Origin of the sequence: Microbacterium sp. BWT-B31 (genome assembly GCF_041379855.1) — a bacterium.
GTDB lineage: Bacteria > Actinomycetota > Actinomycetes > Actinomycetales > Microbacteriaceae > Microbacterium.
This window is the reverse complement of the sequence record NZ_JBFECU010000006.1, coordinates 112771-133269: the sequence shown is the minus strand read 5'-3', so window position 1 is coordinate 133269 and position 20499 is coordinate 112771. Positions and strand designations below refer to the sequence as shown.

The following is a 20499-nucleotide window of genomic DNA, read 5'->3' as shown; positions in this document are numbered from 1 at the left end:
ACGCACACACACGAAGGAGTGAAATGAACGAGATCACCCGAGATGTCGTGATCGTCGGGGCGGGGGCCGCCGGCCTCACCGCGGCGAACGAACTGAAGAGGGCCGGGCTCTCTGTGGCAGTGCTGGAGGCGCGGGACCGCGTCGGCGGACGGCTGTGGACCGATGTGATCGACGGCGCGATGCTCGAGATCGGCGGCCAGTGGATCTCGCCCGACCAGGAGGCGCTGACAGAGACGATCGCCGAGCTGGGGCTGCAGACCTTCAGCCGCCACCGCGACGGCGACAGCGTCTACATCGGGCCGGACGGCACGCTCTCGCGCTTCACGGGCGACGTGTTCCCGGTGGCGCCCGAGACCGAGCGAGTGATCGCCGAGATCACCGAGCGACTCGACGCGATGGTCGCCGAGATCGACCCCGACCGCCCGTGGGCACACGAGAAGGCGGCCCAGTGGGACACGATCTCTTGGGACGCGTGGCTGCGCAGCCAGACCGACGACGACGAGGCGGTGCGCAACCTCGCGTTCGCGACCGGCTCGGCGATGCTCACCAAGCCCACGCACGCGTTCTCGCTGCTGCAGTCGCTGCTCATGGCGGCCAGCGCGGGCAGCTACTCGAACCTCGTCGACGCGGACTTCATCCTCGACAAGCGGGTCGTCGGCGGGCTGCAGCAGGTTCCGCTGCTGCTGGCCGAGCGCCTGGGCGACGACGTGTTCCTCGGGCAGCCGGTGCGCACGATCGAGCACACCGACACCGGCGTCACCGCGATCGCCGAGGGCATGACCGTCCGCGCGCGCTACGCGGTGCTCGCCCTGGCCCCCAACCTCTACGACCGCATCTCGTACGTGCCGCCGATGCCACGCCTGCGCCACCAGCTCCACCAGCACCTGTCGATGGGGTTCGTGGTCAAGGTGCACGCGGTCTACGACCGTCCGTTCTGGCGGGATCAGGGCCTGTCGGGCACCGCGTTCAGCCCGTACGAGCTGTCGCACGAGGCGTACGACAACACCAACCACGGCGACGAGCGCGGGACGCTCGTGGGGTTCGTCTCCGACCGCAACGCCGATGACGTCTTCCGCGTGTCGGCGCAGGAGCGCAAGGAGCGCATCCTCGAGTCGCTGTCGCACTATTTCGGTCCTGAGGCCAAGAACCCGATCGTCTACTACGAGAGCGACTGGGGGAGCGAGGAGTGGACGCGCGGCGCGTACGCCGCGAGCTTCGACCTCGGGGGCCTGCACCGCTACGGCGCCGACCTGCGCGAACCGGTGGGGCCGATCCACTTCGCCGCGAGCGACCTCGCGGGCGCCGGCTACCAGCACGTCGACGGCGCGATCCGCATGGGGCGCCTGGCCGCGGCGAATATCGTCGCGGAGGCGCGCGCATGAGCCGCCCGATCCTCGTCGGATACACCGCGACGGATGCCGGCGCCGACGCCGTCGCCCTCGGTGCGCGCCTGGCCGCAGCGACGGGCCGCGAGCTGGCGATCGTCGTGGTGCTCCCTGCCGAGGACCGCAGCGTCATCACCCCGCCGGACTCGGGCTACGACCGCTACCTGCACGACCAGGCCACGGCGTGGCTGGCAGCGGCGCAGGCAACGATTCCGGATGCCACCTCCCGCACGACCCACGTCCGCTACGGCGAGTCCTTCGCGGCGGGACTGATCGATGCGGCTGAAGAGCTCGAGGCCTCCCTCATCGTCGTGGGGGCCGCCAACGGCGGCATCCGCGGCCGGCACCGCCTGGGGACCGTCGCCACCGAGCTGCTACACTCGTCGCCGGTGCCGGTGGCGCTCGCTCCCGAGGGCTCGCGGCGCCTCGACCCGGCGATCGGCATCACCCGCGTCACCGCGGCGGTCGGCACGCGCCCCGGCGCCGAGGCGCTCCTCGAGGCGAGCACGGGCCTGGCCGCGGCCGCCGGCGCCGAGCTTCGTCTGCTCTCGCTCGTGTCGGTCGATCTTCCCGCGGGGGTCGAGACCGGCGCGATCCGGGTCGTCGGCGCCGCGCACGCCGGAGAGGTCCTCACCCAAGCGCTCGCGGCGCTGCCGGACCAGATCGAGGCCGAGGTGGTCGTCGCCGACGGCGACAGCATCGAGGAGGCCGTCTCGGGCATCGGCTGGGAGCCGGGCGAGCTGGCCGTGGTCGGCTCGAGCCGTCTCGCACAGCAGCGGCGCCTGTTCCTCGGCTCGACCGCGGCGAAGATGCTGCACGAGCTTCCCGTCCCCATGATCGTCGTGCCCCGCACGCTCGCCGGCACCGTCGCCAGCGGCCAGGCACAGAAGGAGGAGCCGCGATGAGCGGAATCGCGAAAGCCACACCCGAGATCGCCCCGGCAACGGGCGAGCACGCGGGAGAGATCTCAAGCAAGGGCCTGAGCGCGGGAACGGTCGGCCTCATCGGCGCGGTCGTCATCGGCATCTCGTGCATCGCCCCGGCATACACGTTCACCGCGGCGATCGGGCCCACCGCATCGGTCGTCGGGCAGCAGATCCCCGCGATCATCCTGGTCGGGTTCATCCCGATGCTGCTGGTCGCGTTCGGCTACCGGGAGCTCAACAACCGCATGCCCGACGCCGGAACGTCGTTCACGTGGGCGGCGCGCGCGTTCGGCCCCTGGGTCGGGTGGCTCGCGGGCTGGGGGCTCGTCGTCGCCACGATCCTGGTGCTCTCGAACCTCGCCGGCGTCGCCGTCGACTTCCTGTTCCTGCTGCTGGCGCAGATCACCGGCAATCCTGACATCGCGACGATCGCGACCGGAACCGGCCCGCTCGCGATCGGCACGTGGATCAACATCGTGGTGTGCCTGCTGTTCATGGTGGGCGCGACCTTCGTGTCGTACCGCGACATGCAGACCACCCAGAAGCTGCAGTACGTGCTGGTCACGTTCCAGATCGTCGTGCTCGTGGTCTTCGCGGTCACCGCGATCGTGGCTGCGGTGAGCGGCAACGGCTTCGACTACCTGCCGTTCGACCTCAATTGGTTCAACCCGTTCGCAGTGACGTCGTTCAGCGCGTTCGCGGCGGGCCTGTCCCTGTCGATCTTCATCTTCTGGGGCTGGGACGTCACCCTCACGATGAACGAGGAGACCAAGGACCCCGACAAGACTCCCGGCCGCGCGGCGACCATCACGGTGCTGATGATCGTGTCGCTGTACCTGCTGCTGGCCGTGGCGATGATCATGTTCGCGGGCGTCGGCACGGGCGAACTGGGCCTGGGCAACGAGGCCATTCAGGAGAACGTCTTCTTCCACCTGTCCGGTCCGGTCCTCGGCCCGCTCGCGTTCCTGGTGTCGCTCGCGGTGCTCACCAGTTCGGCCTCTTCGCTGCAGTCGACGTTCGTCGGCCCTGCCCGCACGCTCTTGGCGATGGGGCACTACGGCGCGCTGCCGCCCTCGTTCGCGAAGGTCAGCCCCCGCTTCTTCACGCCCGGCTACGCCACGATCGTGTCGGCGGTGGTGGCATCGGTGTTCTACGCCGTCATGCGCGTGGTCAGCGAGAACACCCTGTGGGACACGATCCTGACCCTCGGCATGATGATCTGCTTCTACTACGGCCTCACCGCGTTCGCGTGCGTGTGGTACTTCCGCAAGCAGTGGTTCGACTCGGCGCGGAACGTCTTGTTCACGTTCCTGTTCCCGCTCGTGGGCGGCGTCATCCTGGCGATCCTGTTCTTCACGACGCTCATCGACTCGATGGACCCCGCGTACGGCTCGGGCGCCCAGATCGGCGGCATCGGCATCGTGTTCATCCTCGGCATGCTGATCATCGTGGTGGGCATCCTGATCATGATCTGGCAGGCGATCAAGCGTCCCGACTTCTTCCGCGGCAAGACGCTGTCGATGGATGCTCCGCCCAGCGTCCGTCGTTCGCGGCAGACTGTCTGACACAACGACTGGAGAGCAACCATGAGCGACTACGCCGTCGTCAATCCCGCCACGGGTCAGACCCTCGCGACCTACGACACCCTGACCGATGCGCAGGTCCAAGAAGCGATCGCCTCGGCCGCCAGCGCCTTCCGAACCTGGCGCGCGACTGCGGTGGCCGAGCGCAGTTCGGCGATCCGCCGGGTCGCCGAACTGCACCGCGAGCGGCGCGACGAACTCGCCGCGATCATCGTGCGCGAGGTGGGAAAGCCCCTCGCCGCCGCGCTCGGCGAGGTCGACTTCGCGGCCGACATCACCGAGTACTACGCCGACCACGCCGAGAAGATCACCGGCGACCAGCCGCTCGACATCGACGGAGACGGCACGGCGGTCATCCGCCGCTCGCCGCTCGGAGTGCTGCTGGGCATCATGCCGTGGAATTTCCCGTACTACCAGGTCGCGCGCTTCGCCGCGCCGAACCTCGTCGTGGGCAACACGATCCTGCTCAAGCACGCTCCGCAGTGCCCCGAGTCGGCTGCGGCGATCGCGAAGATCTATCACGATGCGGGCCTGCCCGCGGGCGCATACGTCAACCTGTACATCACCAACGACCAGGCCGCCGCGGTGATCGCCGATCCGCGCGTGCAGGGGGTGTCGGTGACGGGGTCCGAGCGCGCGGGCGCAGCCGTGGCATCCCTCGCGGGCCAGCACCTCAAGAAGGTGGCCCTCGAACTCGGCGGGTCCGACCCGTTTATCCTGCTGTCGACGGCAGACCTCGATCAGACGGTGCAGGCCGCGGTCGAGGCGCGACTGGACAACACGGGCCAGTCGTGCAACGCCGCCAAGCGCTTCATCGTGGTCGACGACCTCTACGACGCGTTCCTCGAGAAGTTCACGGCGGCGATGACCCAAGCCAAGGTGGGCGACCCGTTCGCCGACGACACCGTGCTCGGTCCGCTGTCGTCGCTGGCGGCGGCCGAGCGCCTGGCGGCCCAGGTCGACAACGCCGTGGCGCAGGGTGCGACCCTCGTCGCAGGCGGAACGCGCGAGGGCGCGTTCTACGCGCCGACCGTGCTGACCGGGGTCACCAGCGACATGGACGCCTATCGCGAGGAGTTCTTCGGACCGGTCGGCGTGGTCTATCGCGTCGCCGGCGAGGAAGAGGCGGTCAACCTCGCCAACGACACGTCCTTCGGCCTCGGCTCGTACGTGTTCACGACCGACCAGGAGCAGGCCGCGCGCGTGGCCGACAGGATCGACGCCGGCATGGTGTACGTCAACCTCGTCCTCGCCGACGAGCCGGCGCTGCCCTTCGGCGGCGTCAAGCGCTCGGGCACCTCGCGCGAGATGGGGCTTCTGGCCGCCGACGAGTTCGTCAACAAGAAGCTCATCCGCGTCGGCGCGTAGCTATCCGCCGAGGGCGGCGCGCGCCTCGGCGAGCGCTTCGTCGGCCCATGCGACCTGCTGGGGCGTGCCCCAGCAGGTCGCGGCATCCTTCGCCCTCTCGAACTCGACGATCGCCTCGGCGACGCGGCCCGCGTCGAAGCGCGCCCACCCGGCGTTGTTGTGCAGGCTCACCCGCCAGCGCAGCGTCCGCGCGTCGTCGACGTCCTCGAGCGCTTCAAGCGCCTCGGCCGTCCACGCCTCGGCCCGGTCGGGATCGGCGATCGCGAGCATGTGCAGCCCATCGACGCGCAGGAACACGAGATCGGATGCCGCGGCCTCGGTCGCTTCGCGAAACAGCGCGAGCGCGCCGTCCGGGTCTCCGCCCGAGTTGCGCAGCCGGCCGCGCTCGAGGGCGATCCGCACGCGCACTGCGGCCTCGGCCGTGGCGACCTCGGCCGGGATCGCGTCGAGGAGCGCGTCGGCCTCGTCGAAGCGCCCCTGCAGGCCGAGCGCGCGGGCGATCTGCGTCTCGAGCTCGGCCCGGGTCGCGGCATCCGTCGCCGCCTGGGCGGCCTCGCGCAGCCGGCCCTCCGACCCGGCGGCGTCGCCGAAGTCCCACAGCGCGTCCAGCTGCGCCTGCGTCACGGTCATGGCCCGATCGTAGGCGGTCGCGCGAGCCTCCCGGCGAGTGAGCCGCACAGTGGCGCGCGCGGCGGGAGCGGGGCACGATGGGTGTATGAGCGACACCGAGCCGGTCGATGTGCTGCAGGACGAGGAATGCTGGGAGCTGCTGGGCGGGCAGGAGCTCGGGCGCCTGGTGACGCACGTGGGGCGGGTCATCGACATCTTTCCCGTGAACTTCGTCGTCGACGAGCAGACCGTCGTGTTCCGCACGGCCGAGGGCAGCAAGCTGTTCGAGCTGACGGTGAACGACGAGGTCGTGTTCGAGGTCGACGACCACGAGGACGAGTACGCGTGGAGCGTGATCGTGCGCGGCCACGCCCATCGCCTGGACACGGCCGCCGAGGTCGCCGCGGCGGACGAGCTGCCGCTGAAGCCCTGGATCCCCACGCTCAAGTACGTGTACGTGCGGATCATTCCCGACGCCCTCACCGGCCGACGGTTCCACCGCGGCCCCGAGCCCGACCGCTACGGCATCCAGCAGTACTGATGGTTCGCCCGGTCCCCGGGCATGCTCTACACTGGGTGTAGCAGTTGAAATCTGCATTCTTTCGCCATGCCCGCCCCGTTCGGGCATGCTCCCTCTCTTGACGGATACGGTGGAAGACCGCGGACACGACTGCTCCTGGGGCTCGAACGGGCCTCTAGGGCGGTAGCTCAATTGGCAGAGCAGCGGTCTCCAAAACCGCAGGTTGCAGGTTCGATTCCTGTCCGCCCTGCGCGTCGCCAGTGCGTGCGCTGGCAGAGCAGGTCGGCGGAAGCCGACACACGAAAGGTAGTCAGGTGGGTTCGATGGTTCAGGACGAGCCGAAGGGCGAGGTCGTCGCCAAGGTCGACGCTTCGCGCGAGAAGAAGCTGAACGTCTTTGCTCGCATCGCTCTGTTCATCCGCCAGGTCTTCGCCGAACTGCGCAAGGTGGTCACCCCGACCCGCCAGGAGCTCGTGAAGTTCACGCTCGTGGTCCTCGGATTCGTGGTCGTCATGATGGCCCTCGTCTACGGGCTCGACGTCCTCTTCGTCTGGGTCACGACCGTCGTCTTCGGAGTGCCGGGCGGCGCCTGAACGCACGGAGCGATGCGGACCGCCGGCTCTGCAGTCCTCCACGAAGGAAGAGATCTCAAGTGTCTGAAAGATATGTCGACGACGCCGACTGGGCGACCGCCGCAGAGCAGTCCAGCGAGGACGACGAAGCCCAGGAGGGCAACGTTCTGCAGGCCGAGGAACTGTCCGTCGAGGCCGCCGAGCACCTCGCGATCCATGTCGTCGACGAAGAGGGCGACGACGACAGCGAGGACTACGAGGACCTTGACGACATCGACGACCCGGAGGCTGACGCGATCGTGAACGACGCTCTGAACATCGACGAGGCAGCCGAGGCCGAGGCCGCGGCATCCGTGCTGAACGACTCGCTCGCCGACGAGGAGGCCGACCGCGCCGCCGAGGCGGCCGACGAGGTCGCCCCGTACGACGGGCCCGACATCAACGGCGAGGACGACCGTCCGGTCTTCGACGACGGTGACGACAGCGACTCCGACGACCCGTACGAGTCCTTCCGCGCCGAACTGCGGTCGCTTCCGGGCAAGTGGTACGTCATCCACTCGTACGCGGGCTTCGAGCGCAAGGTCAAGGCCAACATCGAGCAGCGCAAGTCGACGCTCGAGGTCGAGGAGGAGATCTACCAGATCGAGGTCCCGATGGAGGACGTCGTCGAGATCAAGAACGGGCAGCGCAAGATGGTCACGCGCGTCCGCATCCCCGGCTACGTGCTCGTGCGCATGGAACTCAACGAGGACACCTGGTCGGTCGTGCGCCACACGCCCGGCGTCACGGGCTTCGTCGGCAACGCGCACAACCCCACCCCGTTGCGCTTCGAAGAGGCCTTCAACATGCTGAAGTCGCTCGTCGAGGTGAAGGAGACCGCACCCGCCAAGGGCGGCGCGGCCAAGGGTGCGCAGGCCGTGGCCCGCACGATCCCGGCCGAGGTCGACTTCGAGGTCGGCGAGACCATCACGATCAAGGAAGGCTCGTTCGCGGGCCTGCCGGGCACGATCAGCGAGATCAAGCCCGAGAGCGGCAAGCTCACCGTGCTCGTCTCGCTCTTCGAGCGCGAGACCCCCGTGGAGCTGTCCTTCGACCAGGTCACCAAGCTCTAGAAATCACGGATGCTGCGGCATCCGGTAGAATCAAGAGGTTGCGCGCCTGTCGCGCGACGATCCCCACCACTGCCAGGAATCGCCTGGTGTGTGGAAGCGCGCCCGCCGTGGCTTCACGGAGGCGCTCGAAAGAAGGAAAGAAATGGCACCGAAGAAGAAGGTGACCGGCCTGATCAAGCTTCAGATCAACGCCGGTGCAGCCAACCCGGCGCCGCCGATCGGCCCCGCGCTCGGTCAGCATGGCGTCAACATCATGGAGTTCTGCAAGGCGTACAACGCCGCGACCGAGTCGCAGCGCGGCAACGTCATCCCCGTCGAGATCACCGTCTACGAGGACCGCAGCTTCACGTTCATCCTCAAGACCCCGCCGGCCGCCGAGCTCATCAAGAAGGCCGCCGGTGTGCAGAAGGGCTCGAAGACCCCGCACACGGTGAAGGTCGCCAAGCTCACCAAGGACCAGGTCCGTCAGATCGCCGAGCAGAAGATGCCCGACCTGAACGCGAACGACATCGAGGCCGCCTCGCTGATCATCGCCGGCACCGCCCGTTCCATGGGCATCACGGTCGAGGACTGAGGGGAATAACGAACATGGCTACCAAGTCGAAGGCCTTCCAGGCCGCCGCCGCCAAGATCGCGGCTGACAAGTTCTACACGCCCACCGAGGCTGTCGCCCTGGCGAAGCAGACCGGTTCGGCGAAGTTCGACTCGACCGTCGAGGTCGCGCTCAAGCTCGCCGTCGACCCGCGCAAGGCCGACCAGATGGTGCGCGGCACCGTCATCCTCCCGCACGGCACCGGCAAGACCGCCCGCGTCATCGTGTTCGCGACGGGTCCGGCCGCTGAGGCCGCGATCGCCGCGGGCGCCGACGAGGTCGGCGGCGCCGAGCTCATCGAGAAGGTCGCCGCAGGCTGGACCGCGTTCGACGCGGCCGTCTCGACGCCCGAGCTGATGGGCCAGGTCGGTCGCCTGGGCAAGGTGCTGGGTCCTCGTGGCCTGATGCCGAACCCGAAGACCGGCACCGTGACCCCCAACGTGGCCAAGGCCGTGGAAGAGATCAAGGGCGGCAAGATCGAATTCCGCGTCGACAAGCACGCGAACGTGCACTTCGTCGTCGGCAAGGCCTCGTTCTCGGCCGAGCAGCTCGACGAGAACTTCCGTGCCGCGGTCGATGAGATCGTGCGTCTGAAGCCCTCCAGCTCGAAGGGTCGCTACATCCAGAAGGGCGCCGTGTCGACCACGTTCGGCCCCGGCATCCCGCTGGACGTCAACGCGCTCGTCTGATCCCGCTCAGTAAGAGTCGTACAGGAGGGGCTCCGCTTCGGCGGGGCCCCTCCTTCGTCGTCCACGGCAGGATGGAGAGCGGATGCCGCGCCCGGCGGCACCGCACGGGAAGGAACCCCACCACGATGCAGTACACACGCCTGGGCGGTTCGGGTCTGCGCATCTCGCGCATCATCCTCGGTTGCATGAGCTACGGCGACCCCGGCACCGGCGCGCACGGCTGGTCGATGGGGATCGACGAGTCGCGGCCGTTCTTCCGCCGCGCGGTCGAGGCGGGCATCACGACGTTCGACACCGCGAACGTGTACTCACTCGGCACGAGCGAGGAGATCACCGGCGCGCTGCTGCGTGAGTTCACCACGCGCGACCAGGCGATCATCGCGACCAAGGTGAACATGCGCATGGGTCCGGGCCCGAACGACGCGGGCCTGTCGCGCGGCGCGATCCTCACGCAGCTGGACGCGTCGCTGCGGCGCCTGGGCACCGACTACATCGACCTGTACCAGATCCACCGCCTCGACCCGCACGTCCCCATGGACGAGATCATGCAGGCCCTGCACGACGCCGTGCGGTCGGGCAAGGTCCGCTACATCGGGGCGTCGTCGATGTACGCGTGGCAGTTCGCGCAGCTGCAGCACACCGCCGACCTGAACGGCTGGACGCGCTTCGTCTCGATGCAGGACCAGTACAACCTGCTCATGCGCGAGGAGGAGCGCGAGATGCACCCGTACTGCCTCGACCAGGGCGTCGGCGTGATCCCGTGGAGCCCGCTCGCGCGCGGGCGCCTGACCCGTCAGTGGGGCACCGAGACCGCGCGCACCGCGACGGACGAGTTCGGGGGCACGCTGTACCACCAGCAGGAGGCATCCGATCGGGCGATCGTCGAGGCGGTCGGTGCGATCGCCGCCGAGCGCGGGGTCTCGCGCGCCCAGGTGGGGCTCGCATGGATGCTGTCGAAGCCTGCCGTGTCGGCGCCGATCGTGGGCGCCACCAAGCCCCACCATCTCGAGGACGCGATCGCCGCGGTCGACCTCGAGCTCACCGCCGACGAGGTCTCGCGGCTCGAGGAGCCTTACACGCCGAGGCTGCCCGAGGGTTTCTGAGGCCGCCAGCTTCGAGGGCACCTCGAACACCTCGAGAACACGGACATCGCGCTGGACGTGTGACGCGTAACCGAACGACGACGGATGCCCCGCCGCAGTAGCGTCGAGCCGTGAACTCCCTCGCCGCCGTGCTCGGCATCGACGCCCCCATCGTCCTCGGCCCATTCGGGGGCCTGTCGTCGGTCGCGCTGACCGCAGCGGTCTCAGACCTCGGCGGGCTCGGGTCCTACGGGCTCTACGGCTACGCGCCGGAGCGCATCCACGACACGATCACGGCGCTGCGCGCGGCCACCGGCCGTCCGTTCGCGGTGAACCTGTGGCTGCCGACCGGCGACGAGGTGCGTCCGGTCAGCGTCGCGCTCGACGCGGCGCTGACCGCGCTCGCGCCGGTGTTCGACGAGGTCGGCGTGCCCGTCCCGGCCCCGCCCGCCGCGTTCCTGCCCGACATCGACGAGCAGATCGAGGCGGTGCTGGATGCCGCGCCCGCGGCGCTGAGCGTCGTCTACGGCGTGCCGCCGGCGCCCCTCGTCGATCGTGCGCGGGGGCGGGGCATCCGGATCATCGGCACCGCCACGACCGTCGCCGAAGCCGTCGCGCTCGACGAGGCCGGCGTCGACGCGATCGTCGCGACCGGCATGGAGGCCGCAGGTCACCGGGTGTCGTTCCTCGCGCCGGCCGAGGCGTCGCTCGTGGGCACATTCGCCCTCGTGCCGCAGATCGTCGACGCCGTGCGCGCGCCGGTCGTGGCGGCAGGCGGCATCGCCGATCGCCGCGGTGTCGCCGCCGCGTTCGCGCTGGGCGCCTCGGGCGTGCAGGTCGGCACCGCGTTCCTGCGCACGGCCGAGTCGGCGGCCCCGCCGTCGCATCGCGCGGCGATCGCCGCGGCATCCGATACGACCACCGTGCTGACGCGCGCGATGAGCGGGCGGCTGGCCCGCGGCATTCCGAATCGCGCGATGCGCGCCCTCGAGGCCGACGCGATCCTGCCGTTTCCCGCGCAGAACTGGCTCACCGGGCAGTTCCGCGCCGCAGCGGGCCGCCGCGATGAGGGCGAGCTGCTGTCGCTGTGGGCCGGGCAGGGCGCCGCGCTGGCCCGCTACGACCGCGCCGCCGACGTGTTCGCCGAGCTCGCCGCGGGTCTTTCGGGCTGAGGTGTCGGCCGCGGCGGCTGCAGAACTCCTCCAATCCGCTCGCGCGCGCCCCGGCGGCCGCAGGAATCCGCGGCTTCCGCGAGGCGCCGCCGCGAAACGGAGGAGTTCTGCAGGCGGGGCCCGGGTCACGCCGTGGGCAGCACCTCGAAGCCCCGCGCGCCGGTGGGCGCGGCATCGGTCACCCGTGCCGTGTCGACGCGCGAGCCGGGCGGGCCCCCGGCCATCCAGGCGAGCACCTCGTCGACCTGGTCGGGGGTTCCCTCGACCTCGGCCTCGACGCTGCCGTCGCGGCGGTTGCGCACCCACCCGGCCACACCCGCGTCGCCGGCGACCAGGCGCATCGTGTAGCGGTAGCCGACCCCCTGGACCTCGCCGGTCACGACGACACGCACCCGTCTCATGCCCCTATCGTGCCGTGCCCGCCCTACCGGCCGCGACGCCCCGATGACAGGATGACCCGCATGGGCACCGTCGACGACTACCTGGCCTCGCTCGATCCACACGACCGCGCGGTGGTGAGCCACGTGTTCGACGTCGTGCGCGAGACGATCCCGGGCACCGAGCAGGGCAAGAGCTACGGGATGCCGGCGCTGCTGTATCGCGGCAAGGCGCTGATCTCGGTCATGCGCACGAAGAAGCACATCGGCGTGTACCCGTTCTCGGGGCTCGTGCCCGAGCGCATCGCGGCGTCGCTCGAGGGGTTCGAGTTCGACAAGGGCACGATCCGGTTCCAGCCGGAGCGGCCGCTCCCCGACGACGCGATCCGCGCGATCGTCGAGGCGCGCCGCTCCGAGATCGACGACCCCTCGATCAGGAAGGCAGCACGAGGCTGACCGCGATCGCGAACATCACCACCGCGATCACCGCGTCGAGGATCCGCCACGCGCGCGGCGTGGACAGCCACCGGCTGAGGTAGCGCGCGCCGAGCGCGAGGCCGAAGAACCACAGCCCGCTCGCCGACATCGCCCCGGCGGCGAACACCCAGCGCAGATCGCCATGCGTGGCGGCGACCGTGCCGAGCAGGAACACCGTGTCGAGGTACACGTGCGGGTTCAGCCACGTGAGCGCGAGGCACGTGAGCACGATGGGCGCGAGTCGGGCGCGGGTGCGGGTCATGACGACGGATGCCTCGCCCGGAGCGGGCGCGGACGGCTGCGGTGCGCCGTCCGGGGCGTGGACCTCACCGGCGCCGGCGGTCCGCCGGGCCGCGCCGTCTGCGTCGAGCACTTCGCCGGTGGGGCGGACCGCACGGCGCAGCGCGAGCGCGCCGTACACGACGAGGAACGCCGCGCCCGCCCACCGCACGACCTCGATCACCCACGGCACGGCGTGCAGCACCAGGCCGACGCCTGAGACCCCGAGCGCGATGAGCACCGCGTCGGAGGCCGCGCAGATCGCGGCGACGACGAGCACGCGCTCGCGCCGCAGCCCTTGGCGCAGCACGAAGAGGTTCTGTGCGCCGATGGCCACGATGAGCGAGAGGCCGAGGCCGAGTCCGGCGAGCGCGGTGGGGATCACGACTCGAGGGTACGAGGCATCCGTTCATCAAACCAGCTCATGATTCTTCAGGACCATTAGCATGACTGTTGATGCGGATTCCGTTCGAATTGGCCGAGACCGTCGCCGCCGTGGTCGACGAGGGCACGCTGGATGCCGCGGCACGGCGTCTGCACCTCACGCCGTCGGCCGTCAGCCAGCGCATCAAGGCTCTCGAGGAGCAGCTCGGCCGCACGGTGCTGGTCAGGTCCAAGCCCGCGCGGGCGACCGAGGCGGGCGCGGCGATCGTGCGGCTGGCGCGCCAGCTCACGCTGCTCGAACACGACGCTCTGGCCGAGCTCGGTGTCGGAGCCGAAGACGCGGGCGCGCTCGTCGCGGTGCCGCTCGCGGTCAACGCCGACTCGCTCGCGACGTGGTTCCTCGCGCCGCTCGCGCGCCTGACCGAACGGCTGCCGGTCGTGTTCGAACTGCACCGCGACGATCAGGACTTCACCGCGGGGCTGCTCGAGTCGGGCACCGTGATGGGCGCGGTCACGTCGCGCGCGACGCCGGTCGCCGGCTGCCGCGTGAGCACGCTCGGCACGATGCGCTACGAGGCTGTGGCGACGCCGGGCTTCGTCGATCGGTGGCTGGCGGAGGAAGGCGCCCTCGCGGCGGCGCCCGTCGTGGACTTCGACCGGCGGGACGACTTGCAGTCGCAGTGGCTCGCCGCGCAGGGCGTCGATCCGTCGAGGCCACCCCGGCACTACGTGCCGGCGTCGAACGACTTCGCGACGGCGATCAAGCTCGGGCTCGGGTGGGGGCTGCTCCCCGGGCTCCAGTCCGCCGGCGAGCTCGCCTCGGGCGGGCTGGTGCGCCTCGGCGGGCCGCCCGTCGACGTCGCGCTGCACTGGCAGCAGTGGAACCTGCGCTCGCCGCTGCTCGAGGCCATCGCGGCCGAGGTCCTCACCGAGGGCCGTCGCGTGCTGGCCGCGTAGCCCAGTTTCGCCCGCGAGCTCGCCGCCCCGCTCGCCCAGGGTCGCGGCTCGCCCGGCACAGCCGCGGCGCATGCCGCGGGACGCTGCCTCAGTCGGCGCTGACCTGCAGCACGATCTTGCCGCGGGTGTGGCCGCGCTCCAGTTCCACGTGGGCGGCGGCGGCCTCGCCGAGGTCGAAGACCCGGTCGACGTAGACCTGCACCGCGCCGGAGTCGAGCAGCCGCCCGATCGTCGCGAGCGCGCCGCCGTCGGGGATCACCTTGTACCCTGTCGCGCGCACGCCCGAAGCCGCAGCCGCTTCGACGTACCCCGGCCAGCCGCCGGTGGGCACGAGGATGTACAGGCCGCCGGGGCGCAGCACCGACAGCGATCGCGTGCCGGTGTCGTCGCGCACGTTGCCGACGAGGTCGATCACGACGTCCACGTCGCCGAGCGCGTCCTCGAAGCGGGTGGTCGCGTAGTCGATGACGACGGATGCCCCGAGCTCGCGCAGCCACGAGGCGTTGCGGGCCGAACTGGTCGCGGTCACGTGGGCGCCGAAGTACGCGGCGAACTGCACCGCGAAGTGCCCGACACCGCCGCTTCCGGCGTGGATGAGCACCCGTTGGCCCTCGTGCGCGTGGGCCGTCTCGACGACGAGTCCCCACGCGGTGAGCGCGGCGAGGGGCACGCCTGCCGCTTCGACGTGCGAGAGCGACGTGGGCTTTCGGGCTACCGACAGCGAGGGCACGACGATGTATTCGGCGTACGTGCCGCCCGACCGTGGGAAGGGCACCATGCCGAACACCTCGGTGCCGGGCTGCAGCGGGTGCGACTCGTATGGCGACTTCACCACGATCCCGCTGAAGTCGAACCCGAGCGTCGCCGGGTACGCGCCGATCGCGCTCGACGCGCCGGCTCCGCCGCGCGTCTTGGCGTCGATCGGGTTGATCCCCGCCGCGACCACGCGCACCAGCAGTTCGCTGAGCACAGGGGAGGGCACGGCGACGGATGCCTCGTGCAGCGCTCCCGCGTCGCCGGGGGCGTCGAACACCACGGCGCGCATGTGGCGGGGTGGGTCGCTCACCGTCACGGCGGTGGAGTGGGGGGCTGATGCGGTTCGCAGCGGCCGGAATCTCATCGGTCGCTCCTTCCGAGGCAGTGCGGCGAAGGCTGTCATCGCCCGTCGAACAGTCAACCCGCAGTATGTCTCATGCGTGTTACGCGGGTGCTACGAGTCGGGGTGCGAGGGGGGCTGCGGCAGGGTGCCGGTGCTCAGGGCGTGCAGCAGCCGGGTGAGATAGCGCACGTCGTCGATCGGCCACCGGCCGAGGGACTCGACCAGCGGGTTCTCGCGTGGGGCACGTGCCGCTGCGAGCCGTTCGAGTCCGAACGAGGTCGGTGCGAGCCTGCTCGAGCGGCCGTCGCGGGGGTCGGGCGTCCGCGCGATCAGGCCGAGGTGCTCGAGCTCGCGCACCGTTCGCGAGATCTGGCCCTTGTCGGCGATCAGCAGTTCGGCCAGCGCCGACTGCGTCACGCTCTCGTGGTGCACGATCGTGGTGAAGACCTTGTACGCGGCAGGCAGCATTCCGGGGCTCACGCGGGCGGCGTTGTCGGCGAGAAGCCGTTGCAGCCGGCCTGTCAGCTCGCCGAACTCCGCTTCGAGGGCCCGCACCGCTTCGGTGCGCTCAGACATCAGCGAGGGTCGGCGGATGCCTCGCCCGCCGCGTCGTCGGGTGTTCCGGCCGTGCCCGATGCCCCGCGGGATGCGGCATCCGTCGTCGCACCGGCGGACACCAGGGCATCCATGCCCTCAGCGGTCGACACGGTCGCGAGGTCGGCCTCGCTGGCCGTGATGCGCTCGCTCGTGGTCATCCGCGTGAGCGGCTTGTTCGGCAGGAAGACGATCGCGATGAGGCTCACGACCGCCAGCGGCACGGCGATGAGGAACGAGTGCGCGATCGCCTGTGCGTAGATGTCCTCGAAGATCACCCGGACGGCCTCGGGCAGCTGCGCGACGTTCGGGATCGCGCCCGACTGCAGCTGCTCGGCCACTGCGGCGCCCTTGTCGCCGAGCGACATGATCGCGGCGCCGATGTCGGCCTTGCGCTCGGCGACGAGGTCGGTGGCGGAGCCGGCCAGCGCCGCGCCCATGACCGAGACGCCCACGGTGCCGCCGAGGCTGCGGAAGAACGTGACGCCGGAGCTGGCCACGCCGATCTCACTGGGCCTGGCGGTGTTCTGCACGATCAGCACGAGGTTCTGCATCGTCATGCCGACGCCGGCGCCGAGCAGGAACATGAACACCGAGACGAGCACGAAGTTCGTGTCGTAGTGGATCGTCGACAGCAGGTACGAGCCGGCGATCAGCAGCACGCCGCCGACGATGAGGTACGGCTTCCAGTGCCCGTGCCGGGTGACCAGGCCCCCGATCACGATCGACGCGATCAGCAGGCCCCCGATCATCGGGATGGTCATGAGGCCGGCCTCGGTCGGGGTCGCGCCGCGCGCCATCTGCATGTACTGGCTGAGGAACACCGAGGTGCCGAACATCGCGATGCCGATCGAGATCGACGCGAGGACCGCGAGGGTGAACGTGCGGTCGCGGAACATCGTGAGGGGGATCAGCGGCTCCTTCGAGCGCAGCTCGACGACCACGAACAGCACGGCGGCCAGCAGCGCACCGCCGACCATGAGGATCGTCTGGGTGCTCCACCAGTCGTAGTCCTTGCCGGCGTTGGTCACCCAGATGAGCACGAGCGACACGGCGGTCGAGAGCAGGACGATGCCGACGTAGTCGATGCGGGCCTTCGTCTTCGGGCGTGCCGGCAGGTGCAGAGTGCGCTGCAGCAGCACGAGCGCTGCGATGGCGAACGGGATCGCGATGTAGAAGTTCCAGCGCCAGTCGAGGGAGTCGGTGATGAAGCCGCCGAGGAGAGGCCCGCCGACGGTCGCGAGGGCCATCACGGCGCCGAACAGGCCCATGTAGCGACCGCGTTCGCGCGGGCTGATGATGTCGGCCATGATGACCTGGCTGAGGGCGGCCAGGCCGCCCGCGCCGACGCCCTGCACGGCGCGGAAGGCGATCATCATTCCCGGGTCCTGCGAGAACCCGGCCGCGGCGGTGGCCAGCACGAAGATCACGATCGCGAGCTGGATGAGCAGCTTGCGGTTGAACAGGTCGGCGAGCTTGCCCCAGATCGGGGTGGAGATCGCCGTGGTGAGCAGGGTGGCGGTGACCACCCACGTGAACGCCGCCTGGTTTCCGCCGAGGTCATGGACGATGACCGGCAGCGAGGTCGACACGACGGTCGAGGCCAGCATCGACACGAACATGCCGAGCAGAAGGCCCGAGAGCGCCTGCAGAACACGGCGGTGCTGACGCTGTTCGGTCGTGGCGACCGAACCGGTGGCAGGGGTGTGCGAAGCCATGAGTATCCTTCTGGGAACGGGAGCCAGGAGCGCGTGGATGCGTTGCGGCAAGCACAAGTTGAACTTGGTCAACTGTTGCAATGTGTCAACTATACACCGATGGTTGCAGTGAATCAACCATCGACTGACGTCGCGACGCGACCGATGCTCGTCGGCTGTGGCTCCGCCCCAGAGAGCTGGCGGTCACCGGGTCAGAACGCGGCTGCCCCCGCTTCGGCGACGGTCTGGTCCTGCTCGCCCGACCCGCCGCTCACGCCGACCGCGCCCACCACCTTGCCGTCCCGCGAGAGGGGGACGCCCCCGGCGAAGATCGCGACCTTGCCGCCGTTGGTGGCGTGGATTCCGTAGAACTGCTGGTTCGGCTGCGCGTTGTCGCCGAGGTCCTTCGTCGAGATGTCGAACGCCTTCGACGTCCACGCCTTGTTGATCGAGATGTTGACGCTGCCGATCCACGCGCCGTCCTGGCGCACGTGGGCGACGAGGTTGCCTCCTGAGTCCACGACGGCGATGTTCATGGGCTGGCCGATCTCGTCGGCGCGCTTCTCGGCGGCGGCGATGACGCGGCGGGCGTCTTCGAGGTTCACAGACATGGGTGTTCCTTTCGTGGATGGATGACGGATGCCGCGGGTCGCGGCATCCGCAGTTCCCGCGTCATGCGGTCTTGATGTAGCCGTTCGGGTTGAGGACGTACTTGCGTGCGGCGCCGTGGTCGAACTCGGCGTAGCCCTGCGGAGCGTCCTCGAGGGGGATCGGGGTGGCGTTGACCGCCTTGGCGATCTGCACCTTGTCGTACAGGATCGCCATCATGAGCTGGCGGTTGTAGCGCATCACGGGGCACTGGCCCGTCGTGAACGCCAGCGACTTCGCCCAGCCGAGCCCGAGCCGCAGTGACAGGGATCCGACCTTCGCGGCCTCGTCGATGCCGCCCGGGTCACCCGTGACGTACAGACCCGGGATGCCGAGGGCGCCGCCGGCGGCGGTGAGGTCCATGAGCGAGTTCAGCACCGTCGCGGGGGCCTCGTGGGAGGCATCCGCGCCGTGACCGCGGGCTTCGAAACCGACCGCGTCGACCGCGCAGTCCACCTCGGGCACGCCCAGCAGCTGCGCGATCTGCTCCTTCGGATCACCCTTGGCCACGTCGACCGTCTCACAGCCGAACGAGCGCGCCTGCGCGAGGCGCTCCTCGTTGAGGTCTCCCACGATGACCACGGCCGCACCGAGCAGCTGCGCGCCCACCGCCGCGGCAAGCCCGACCGGTCCCGCTCCCGCGATGTAGACCGTCGAGCCCGGCCGCACGCCCGCGGTGTACGCGCCGTGGAAGCCGGTCGGGAAGATGTCGGAGAGCATCGTGAGGTCGAGGATCTTCTCGAGCGCCTGGTCGCGATCGGGAAACACGAGCAGGTTCCAGTCGGCGTAGGGCACCAGCACGTACTCGGCCTGCCCGCCCACCCACCCGCCCATGTCGACATACCCGTACGCGCTTCCGGGGCGGTCGGGGTTGACGTTGAGGCAGATCCCGGTCTTGCCCTCCTTGCAGTTGCGGCAGCGTCCGCACGCGATGTTGAACGGCACCGAGACGATGTCGCCGACCTTGACGAACTCGACGTCGGGGCCCGTCTCGACGACCTCGCCGGTGATCTCGTGCCCGAGGATGAGCCCGGCGGGCGCGGTGGTGCGCCCGCGCACCATGTGCTGGTCCGACCCGCAGATGTTCGTCGACACCGTACGCAGGATCGCACCGTGCGGCACCTTGCGCCCGACGTTCGCGGGGTTCACCCCCGGCCCGTCCTTCAGCTCGAACTCGGGATAGTCCGTGTCGACGACCTCCACGACACCCGGGCCCTTGTAGGCCACGGCCCTGTTGGCAGCCATGCTCGTCCTTCCTCGCGGCCGAGGTCGTCCGATGCCTGGCCGCATCGCCGAATCGGGGCGCGTGGATGCGCCTCGTCCTCAGCCTTTCCCTTCCCGGTGACCGCCGCAATGGGGGTCGTGCGCGGGGTGGCCGAGCCGGAGCGCGTCAGTCGGAGAGGGCGAGCGCGCGGTACGGCTCACGCGGGGGGACGGGCTGAGGCATGCGGTCGTGCCGTGCCGTGCCGGCGAGGTGTCTGCGATGCAGTTCGTCGATCAGCGCGGTCGCCAGGCGCACCAGTTTCGCGATCTCGGCCTCGTCGCGCTCGACCCACGCGCAGCGCGGCTCGTCGTCGATGGGCACGAAGTCGTCGTGCTGCTCCCACGCCACGAGCGTGCGCTCGGCCCCGAGCACGTGCTGCTGCCACCACACCTGCCGAAGATAGGAACGGGGGATGCTGCGCCAGGCCTTGTTCGTCGTCTTGATCTCGGCGAGGGTCACGCGCCCGGACGCATCCACCGCGACGCCGTCGGGGGTTGCCAGGTGCCGCCGCTCGACGACCGCGTGAAACAGCGCGGACGAGGGCTGGATGCCGTGCGTCGCGGCCACCCACCGGGCGATCTCGGGTTCGCGCTGGCGGCCGTGGGCCGTGAACGCGTTGCCCGAGAAGCCCGAGCCCATGAGCTTGGCGTCGGCGGCGCGCGCGATCGCCCGCTCGGATGTCAGGGTCGCGGCATCCGTCGCTGTGATCCCGCGCGAGCGCGCACGCACCCACGCGACCCGATCGCGGGAGTCCGCGACGATGCGGGCCGAGAGCTCAGGTGTCACCGTTCGAGACTAGCCCGGGCCGGGGACAGCAGCCGATGCGGCGCGCTGGGACTGGGCCCGGCGGGAGCGATCCATCGCCATCGAAACGTCGCACCGCGCCTCGCAAGGGTCGCCGAGCGACCCGCGCCGCTCGCGAGGGTCGCCGAGCGACCCGCGCCGCCGCTGGGGAGCGCGCCATGGCGCCCGCCGAGCCGCGCGCGGTCACGGCCGCGGTTCGCAGCCGCGCGGCTGAGCCCTCCGGCGCCCGTCGTCGCGGTCGCCCCGCGCCGCGGGTGCGCGCCCTCGATGTCGCCGCGGGCGCGCGTCCTCGATGGCGTCGCGGGTGGT

Annotated in this window: 22 protein-coding genes and 1 tRNA gene; 14 read left to right on the top strand and 9 right to left on the bottom strand. The window is 70.2% G+C overall.

The genetic code is table 11. The features are described 5' to 3' along the window. The first annotated feature begins 23 nt into the window (after positions 1 to 23). From AB1K54_RS08520 to AB1K54_RS08505, 4 genes are read left to right on the top strand one after another with little or no spacing between them, the layout of a single operon-like run. Positions 24 to 1382, top strand: coding sequence for a flavin monoamine oxidase family protein (locus tag AB1K54_RS08520; RefSeq protein WP_371202321.1), 1359 nt, complete (start codon positions 24 to 26; stop codon positions 1380 to 1382). Continuing rightward, positions 1379 to 2290, top strand: a complete 912-nt coding sequence (locus tag AB1K54_RS08515) for a universal stress protein (protein ID WP_371202320.1) — start codon at positions 1379 to 1381, stop codon at positions 2288 to 2290. Before AB1K54_RS08520 ends, AB1K54_RS08515 begins: the two co-directional genes overlap by 4 nt. After that, complete coding sequence (locus AB1K54_RS08510; RefSeq protein ID WP_371202319.1) at positions 2287 to 3876, top strand: APC family permease; 1590 nt, start codon at positions 2287 to 2289, stop codon at positions 3874 to 3876. Before AB1K54_RS08515 ends, AB1K54_RS08510 begins: the two co-directional genes overlap by 4 nt. A 21-nt stretch (positions 3877 to 3897) precedes the next feature. Then, positions 3898 to 5262: an NAD-dependent succinate-semialdehyde dehydrogenase gene (locus tag AB1K54_RS08505; protein ID WP_371202318.1), complete on the top strand. Its 1365-nt coding sequence runs from the start codon at positions 3898 to 3900 to the stop codon at positions 5260 to 5262. Here the strand turns inward: AB1K54_RS08505 and AB1K54_RS08500 are convergent, their stop codons facing one another. After that, positions 5263 to 5892, bottom strand: a complete 630-nt coding sequence (locus AB1K54_RS08500) for a hypothetical protein (RefSeq protein ID WP_371202317.1) — start codon at positions 5890 to 5892, stop codon at positions 5263 to 5265. Between the two features lie 85 nt (positions 5893 to 5977). Here AB1K54_RS08500 and AB1K54_RS08495 point away from each other — a divergent pair, with 85 nt between their 5' ends. The 8 genes from AB1K54_RS08495 to AB1K54_RS08460 all read left to right on the top strand — a co-directional run bounded on the left by AB1K54_RS08495 (position 5978) and on the right by AB1K54_RS08460 (position 11610). Beyond that, complete coding sequence (locus AB1K54_RS08495; RefSeq protein WP_371202316.1) at positions 5978 to 6412, top strand: pyridoxamine 5'-phosphate oxidase family protein; 435 nt, start codon at positions 5978 to 5980, stop codon at positions 6410 to 6412. A gap of 156 nt (positions 6413 to 6568) precedes the next feature. Beyond that, positions 6569 to 6641: transfer RNA gene (locus tag AB1K54_RS08490), tRNA-Trp, on the top strand. A 73-nt stretch (positions 6642 to 6714) separates the two neighbouring features. After that, a complete protein-coding gene (gene secE / locus AB1K54_RS08485) occupies positions 6715 to 6984 on the top strand; it encodes a preprotein translocase subunit SecE (protein ID WP_371202315.1) in 270 nt (89 codons plus the stop codon). A gap of 59 nt (positions 6985 to 7043) precedes the next feature. Further along, a complete protein-coding gene (gene nusG, locus AB1K54_RS08480; RefSeq protein ID WP_371202314.1) occupies positions 7044 to 8075 on the top strand; it encodes a transcription termination/antitermination protein NusG in 1032 nt (343 codons plus the stop codon). A gap of 142 nt (positions 8076 to 8217) precedes the next feature. After that, positions 8218 to 8649, top strand: coding sequence for a 50S ribosomal protein L11 (gene rplK / locus AB1K54_RS08475; protein WP_371202313.1), 432 nt, complete (start codon positions 8218 to 8220; stop codon positions 8647 to 8649). 14 nt (positions 8650 to 8663) lie between these two features. Then, positions 8664 to 9356 (top strand): 50S ribosomal protein L1, encoded by a 693-nt coding sequence (rplA, locus tag AB1K54_RS08470; protein ID WP_371202312.1) that lies wholly within the window; start codon positions 8664 to 8666, stop codon positions 9354 to 9356. Positions 9357 to 9481: 125 nt separating this feature from the next. Then, positions 9482 to 10459, top strand: coding sequence for an aldo/keto reductase (locus AB1K54_RS08465; RefSeq protein WP_371202311.1), 978 nt, complete (start codon positions 9482 to 9484; stop codon positions 10457 to 10459). Between the two features lie 110 nt (positions 10460 to 10569). Beyond that, positions 10570 to 11610, top strand: coding sequence for an NAD(P)H-dependent flavin oxidoreductase (locus AB1K54_RS08460; protein ID WP_371202310.1), 1041 nt, complete (start codon positions 10570 to 10572; stop codon positions 11608 to 11610). A 125-nt stretch (positions 11611 to 11735) separates the two neighbouring features. Here the strand turns inward: AB1K54_RS08460 and AB1K54_RS08455 are convergent, their stop codons facing one another. Next, positions 11736 to 12011 (bottom strand): acylphosphatase, encoded by a 276-nt coding sequence (locus tag AB1K54_RS08455; protein ID WP_371202309.1) that lies wholly within the window; start codon positions 12009 to 12011, stop codon positions 11736 to 11738. A gap of 60 nt (positions 12012 to 12071) precedes the next feature. Between AB1K54_RS08455 and AB1K54_RS08450 the strand changes: the two genes are divergently transcribed. Next, positions 12072 to 12443 carry an iron chaperone gene (locus AB1K54_RS08450; RefSeq protein ID WP_371202308.1) on the top strand — a complete coding sequence of 124 codons (372 nt, stop codon included), beginning with the start codon at positions 12072 to 12074 and terminating at the stop codon, positions 12441 to 12443. Here AB1K54_RS08450 and AB1K54_RS08445 read toward each other — a convergent pair. Continuing rightward, positions 12421 to 13125: a LysE/ArgO family amino acid transporter gene (locus tag AB1K54_RS08445; RefSeq protein ID WP_371202379.1), complete on the bottom strand. Its 705-nt coding sequence runs from the start codon at positions 13123 to 13125 to the stop codon at positions 12421 to 12423. The two genes, AB1K54_RS08450 and AB1K54_RS08445, sit on opposite strands and share 23 nt — an antisense overlap. Before the next feature lie 74 nt (positions 13126 to 13199). Here AB1K54_RS08445 and AB1K54_RS08440 point away from each other — a divergent pair, with 74 nt between their 5' ends. Beyond that, positions 13200 to 14084: a LysR family transcriptional regulator ArgP gene (locus AB1K54_RS08440; RefSeq protein WP_371202307.1), complete on the top strand. Its 885-nt coding sequence runs from the start codon at positions 13200 to 13202 to the stop codon at positions 14082 to 14084. 88 nt (positions 14085 to 14172) lie between these two features. Here the strand turns inward: AB1K54_RS08440 and AB1K54_RS08435 are convergent, their stop codons facing one another. The 6 genes from AB1K54_RS08435 to AB1K54_RS08410 all read right to left on the bottom strand — a co-directional run bounded on the left by AB1K54_RS08435 (position 14173) and on the right by AB1K54_RS08410 (position 20172). Continuing rightward, a complete protein-coding gene (locus tag AB1K54_RS08435) occupies positions 14173 to 15204 on the bottom strand; it encodes an NADP-dependent oxidoreductase (RefSeq protein WP_371202306.1) in 1032 nt (343 codons plus the stop codon). 90 nt (positions 15205 to 15294) lie between these two features. After that, positions 15295 to 15759: a MarR family winged helix-turn-helix transcriptional regulator gene (locus AB1K54_RS08430; protein WP_371202305.1), complete on the bottom strand. Its 465-nt coding sequence runs from the start codon at positions 15757 to 15759 to the stop codon at positions 15295 to 15297. Continuing rightward, positions 15759 to 17495 carry an MDR family MFS transporter gene (locus AB1K54_RS08425; protein WP_371202304.1) on the bottom strand — a complete coding sequence of 579 codons (1737 nt, stop codon included), beginning with the start codon at positions 17493 to 17495 and terminating at the stop codon, positions 15759 to 15761. The genes AB1K54_RS08430 and AB1K54_RS08425 overlap by 1 nt, the downstream gene beginning before the upstream one ends. Before the next feature lie 191 nt (positions 17496 to 17686). Further along, positions 17687 to 18085 (bottom strand): heme-binding protein, encoded by a 399-nt coding sequence (locus AB1K54_RS08420; RefSeq protein WP_371202303.1) that lies wholly within the window; start codon positions 18083 to 18085, stop codon positions 17687 to 17689. A gap of 61 nt (positions 18086 to 18146) precedes the next feature. Then, complete coding sequence (fdhA, locus tag AB1K54_RS08415) at positions 18147 to 19367, bottom strand: formaldehyde dehydrogenase, glutathione-independent (protein WP_371202302.1); 1221 nt, start codon at positions 19365 to 19367, stop codon at positions 18147 to 18149. Between the two features lie 145 nt (positions 19368 to 19512). Next, on the bottom strand, positions 19513 to 20172 hold the full coding sequence (locus AB1K54_RS08410; protein WP_371202301.1) for a YqaJ viral recombinase family protein: 660 nt from the start codon (positions 20170 to 20172) through the stop codon (positions 19513 to 19515). Positions 20173 to 20499: the final 327 nt, after the last annotated feature.

Excerpts from the sequence above, each read along its gene's own strand:
- AB1K54_RS08500 (WP_371202317.1), bottom strand. The coding sequence starts at position 5,892 with ATGACCGTGACGCAGGCGCAGCTGGACGCGCTGTGGGACTTCGGCGAC.
- AB1K54_RS08450 (WP_371202308.1), top strand. The coding sequence starts at position 12,072 with ATGGGCACCGTCGACGACTACCTGGCCTCGCTCGATCCACACGACCGC.
- AB1K54_RS08435 (WP_371202306.1), bottom strand. The coding sequence starts at position 15,204 with ATGAGATTCCGGCCGCTGCGAACCGCATCAGCCCCCCACTCCACCGCC.
- AB1K54_RS08465 (WP_371202311.1), top strand. The coding sequence starts at position 9,482 with ATGCAGTACACACGCCTGGGCGGTTCGGGTCTGCGCATCTCGCGCATC.
- AB1K54_RS08425 (WP_371202304.1), bottom strand. The coding sequence starts at position 17,495 with ATGGCTTCGCACACCCCTGCCACCGGTTCGGTCGCCACGACCGAACAG.
- AB1K54_RS08505 (WP_371202318.1), top strand. The coding sequence starts at position 3,898 with ATGAGCGACTACGCCGTCGTCAATCCCGCCACGGGTCAGACCCTCGCG.
- AB1K54_RS08430 (WP_371202305.1), bottom strand. The coding sequence starts at position 15,759 with ATGTCTGAGCGCACCGAAGCGGTGCGGGCCCTCGAAGCGGAGTTCGGC.
- secE (WP_371202315.1), top strand. The coding sequence starts at position 6,715 with ATGGTTCAGGACGAGCCGAAGGGCGAGGTCGTCGCCAAGGTCGACGCT.
- AB1K54_RS08495 (WP_371202316.1), top strand. The coding sequence starts at position 5,978 with ATGAGCGACACCGAGCCGGTCGATGTGCTGCAGGACGAGGAATGCTGG.
- AB1K54_RS08440 (WP_371202307.1), top strand. The coding sequence starts at position 13,200 with ATGCGGATTCCGTTCGAATTGGCCGAGACCGTCGCCGCCGTGGTCGAC.
- rplA (WP_371202312.1), top strand. The coding sequence starts at position 8,664 with ATGGCTACCAAGTCGAAGGCCTTCCAGGCCGCCGCCGCCAAGATCGCG.
- AB1K54_RS08455 (WP_371202309.1), bottom strand. The coding sequence starts at position 12,011 with ATGAGACGGGTGCGTGTCGTCGTGACCGGCGAGGTCCAGGGGGTCGGC.
- AB1K54_RS08420 (WP_371202303.1), bottom strand. The coding sequence starts at position 18,085 with ATGTCTGTGAACCTCGAAGACGCCCGCCGCGTCATCGCCGCCGCCGAG.
- AB1K54_RS08515 (WP_371202320.1), top strand. The coding sequence starts at position 1,379 with ATGAGCCGCCCGATCCTCGTCGGATACACCGCGACGGATGCCGGCGCC.
- rplK (WP_371202313.1), top strand. The coding sequence starts at position 8,218 with ATGGCACCGAAGAAGAAGGTGACCGGCCTGATCAAGCTTCAGATCAAC.
- AB1K54_RS08510 (WP_371202319.1), top strand. The coding sequence starts at position 2,287 with ATGAGCGGAATCGCGAAAGCCACACCCGAGATCGCCCCGGCAACGGGC.
- AB1K54_RS08520 (WP_371202321.1), top strand. The coding sequence starts at position 24 with ATGAACGAGATCACCCGAGATGTCGTGATCGTCGGGGCGGGGGCCGCC.
- fdhA (WP_371202302.1), bottom strand. The coding sequence starts at position 19,367 with ATGGCTGCCAACAGGGCCGTGGCCTACAAGGGCCCGGGTGTCGTGGAG.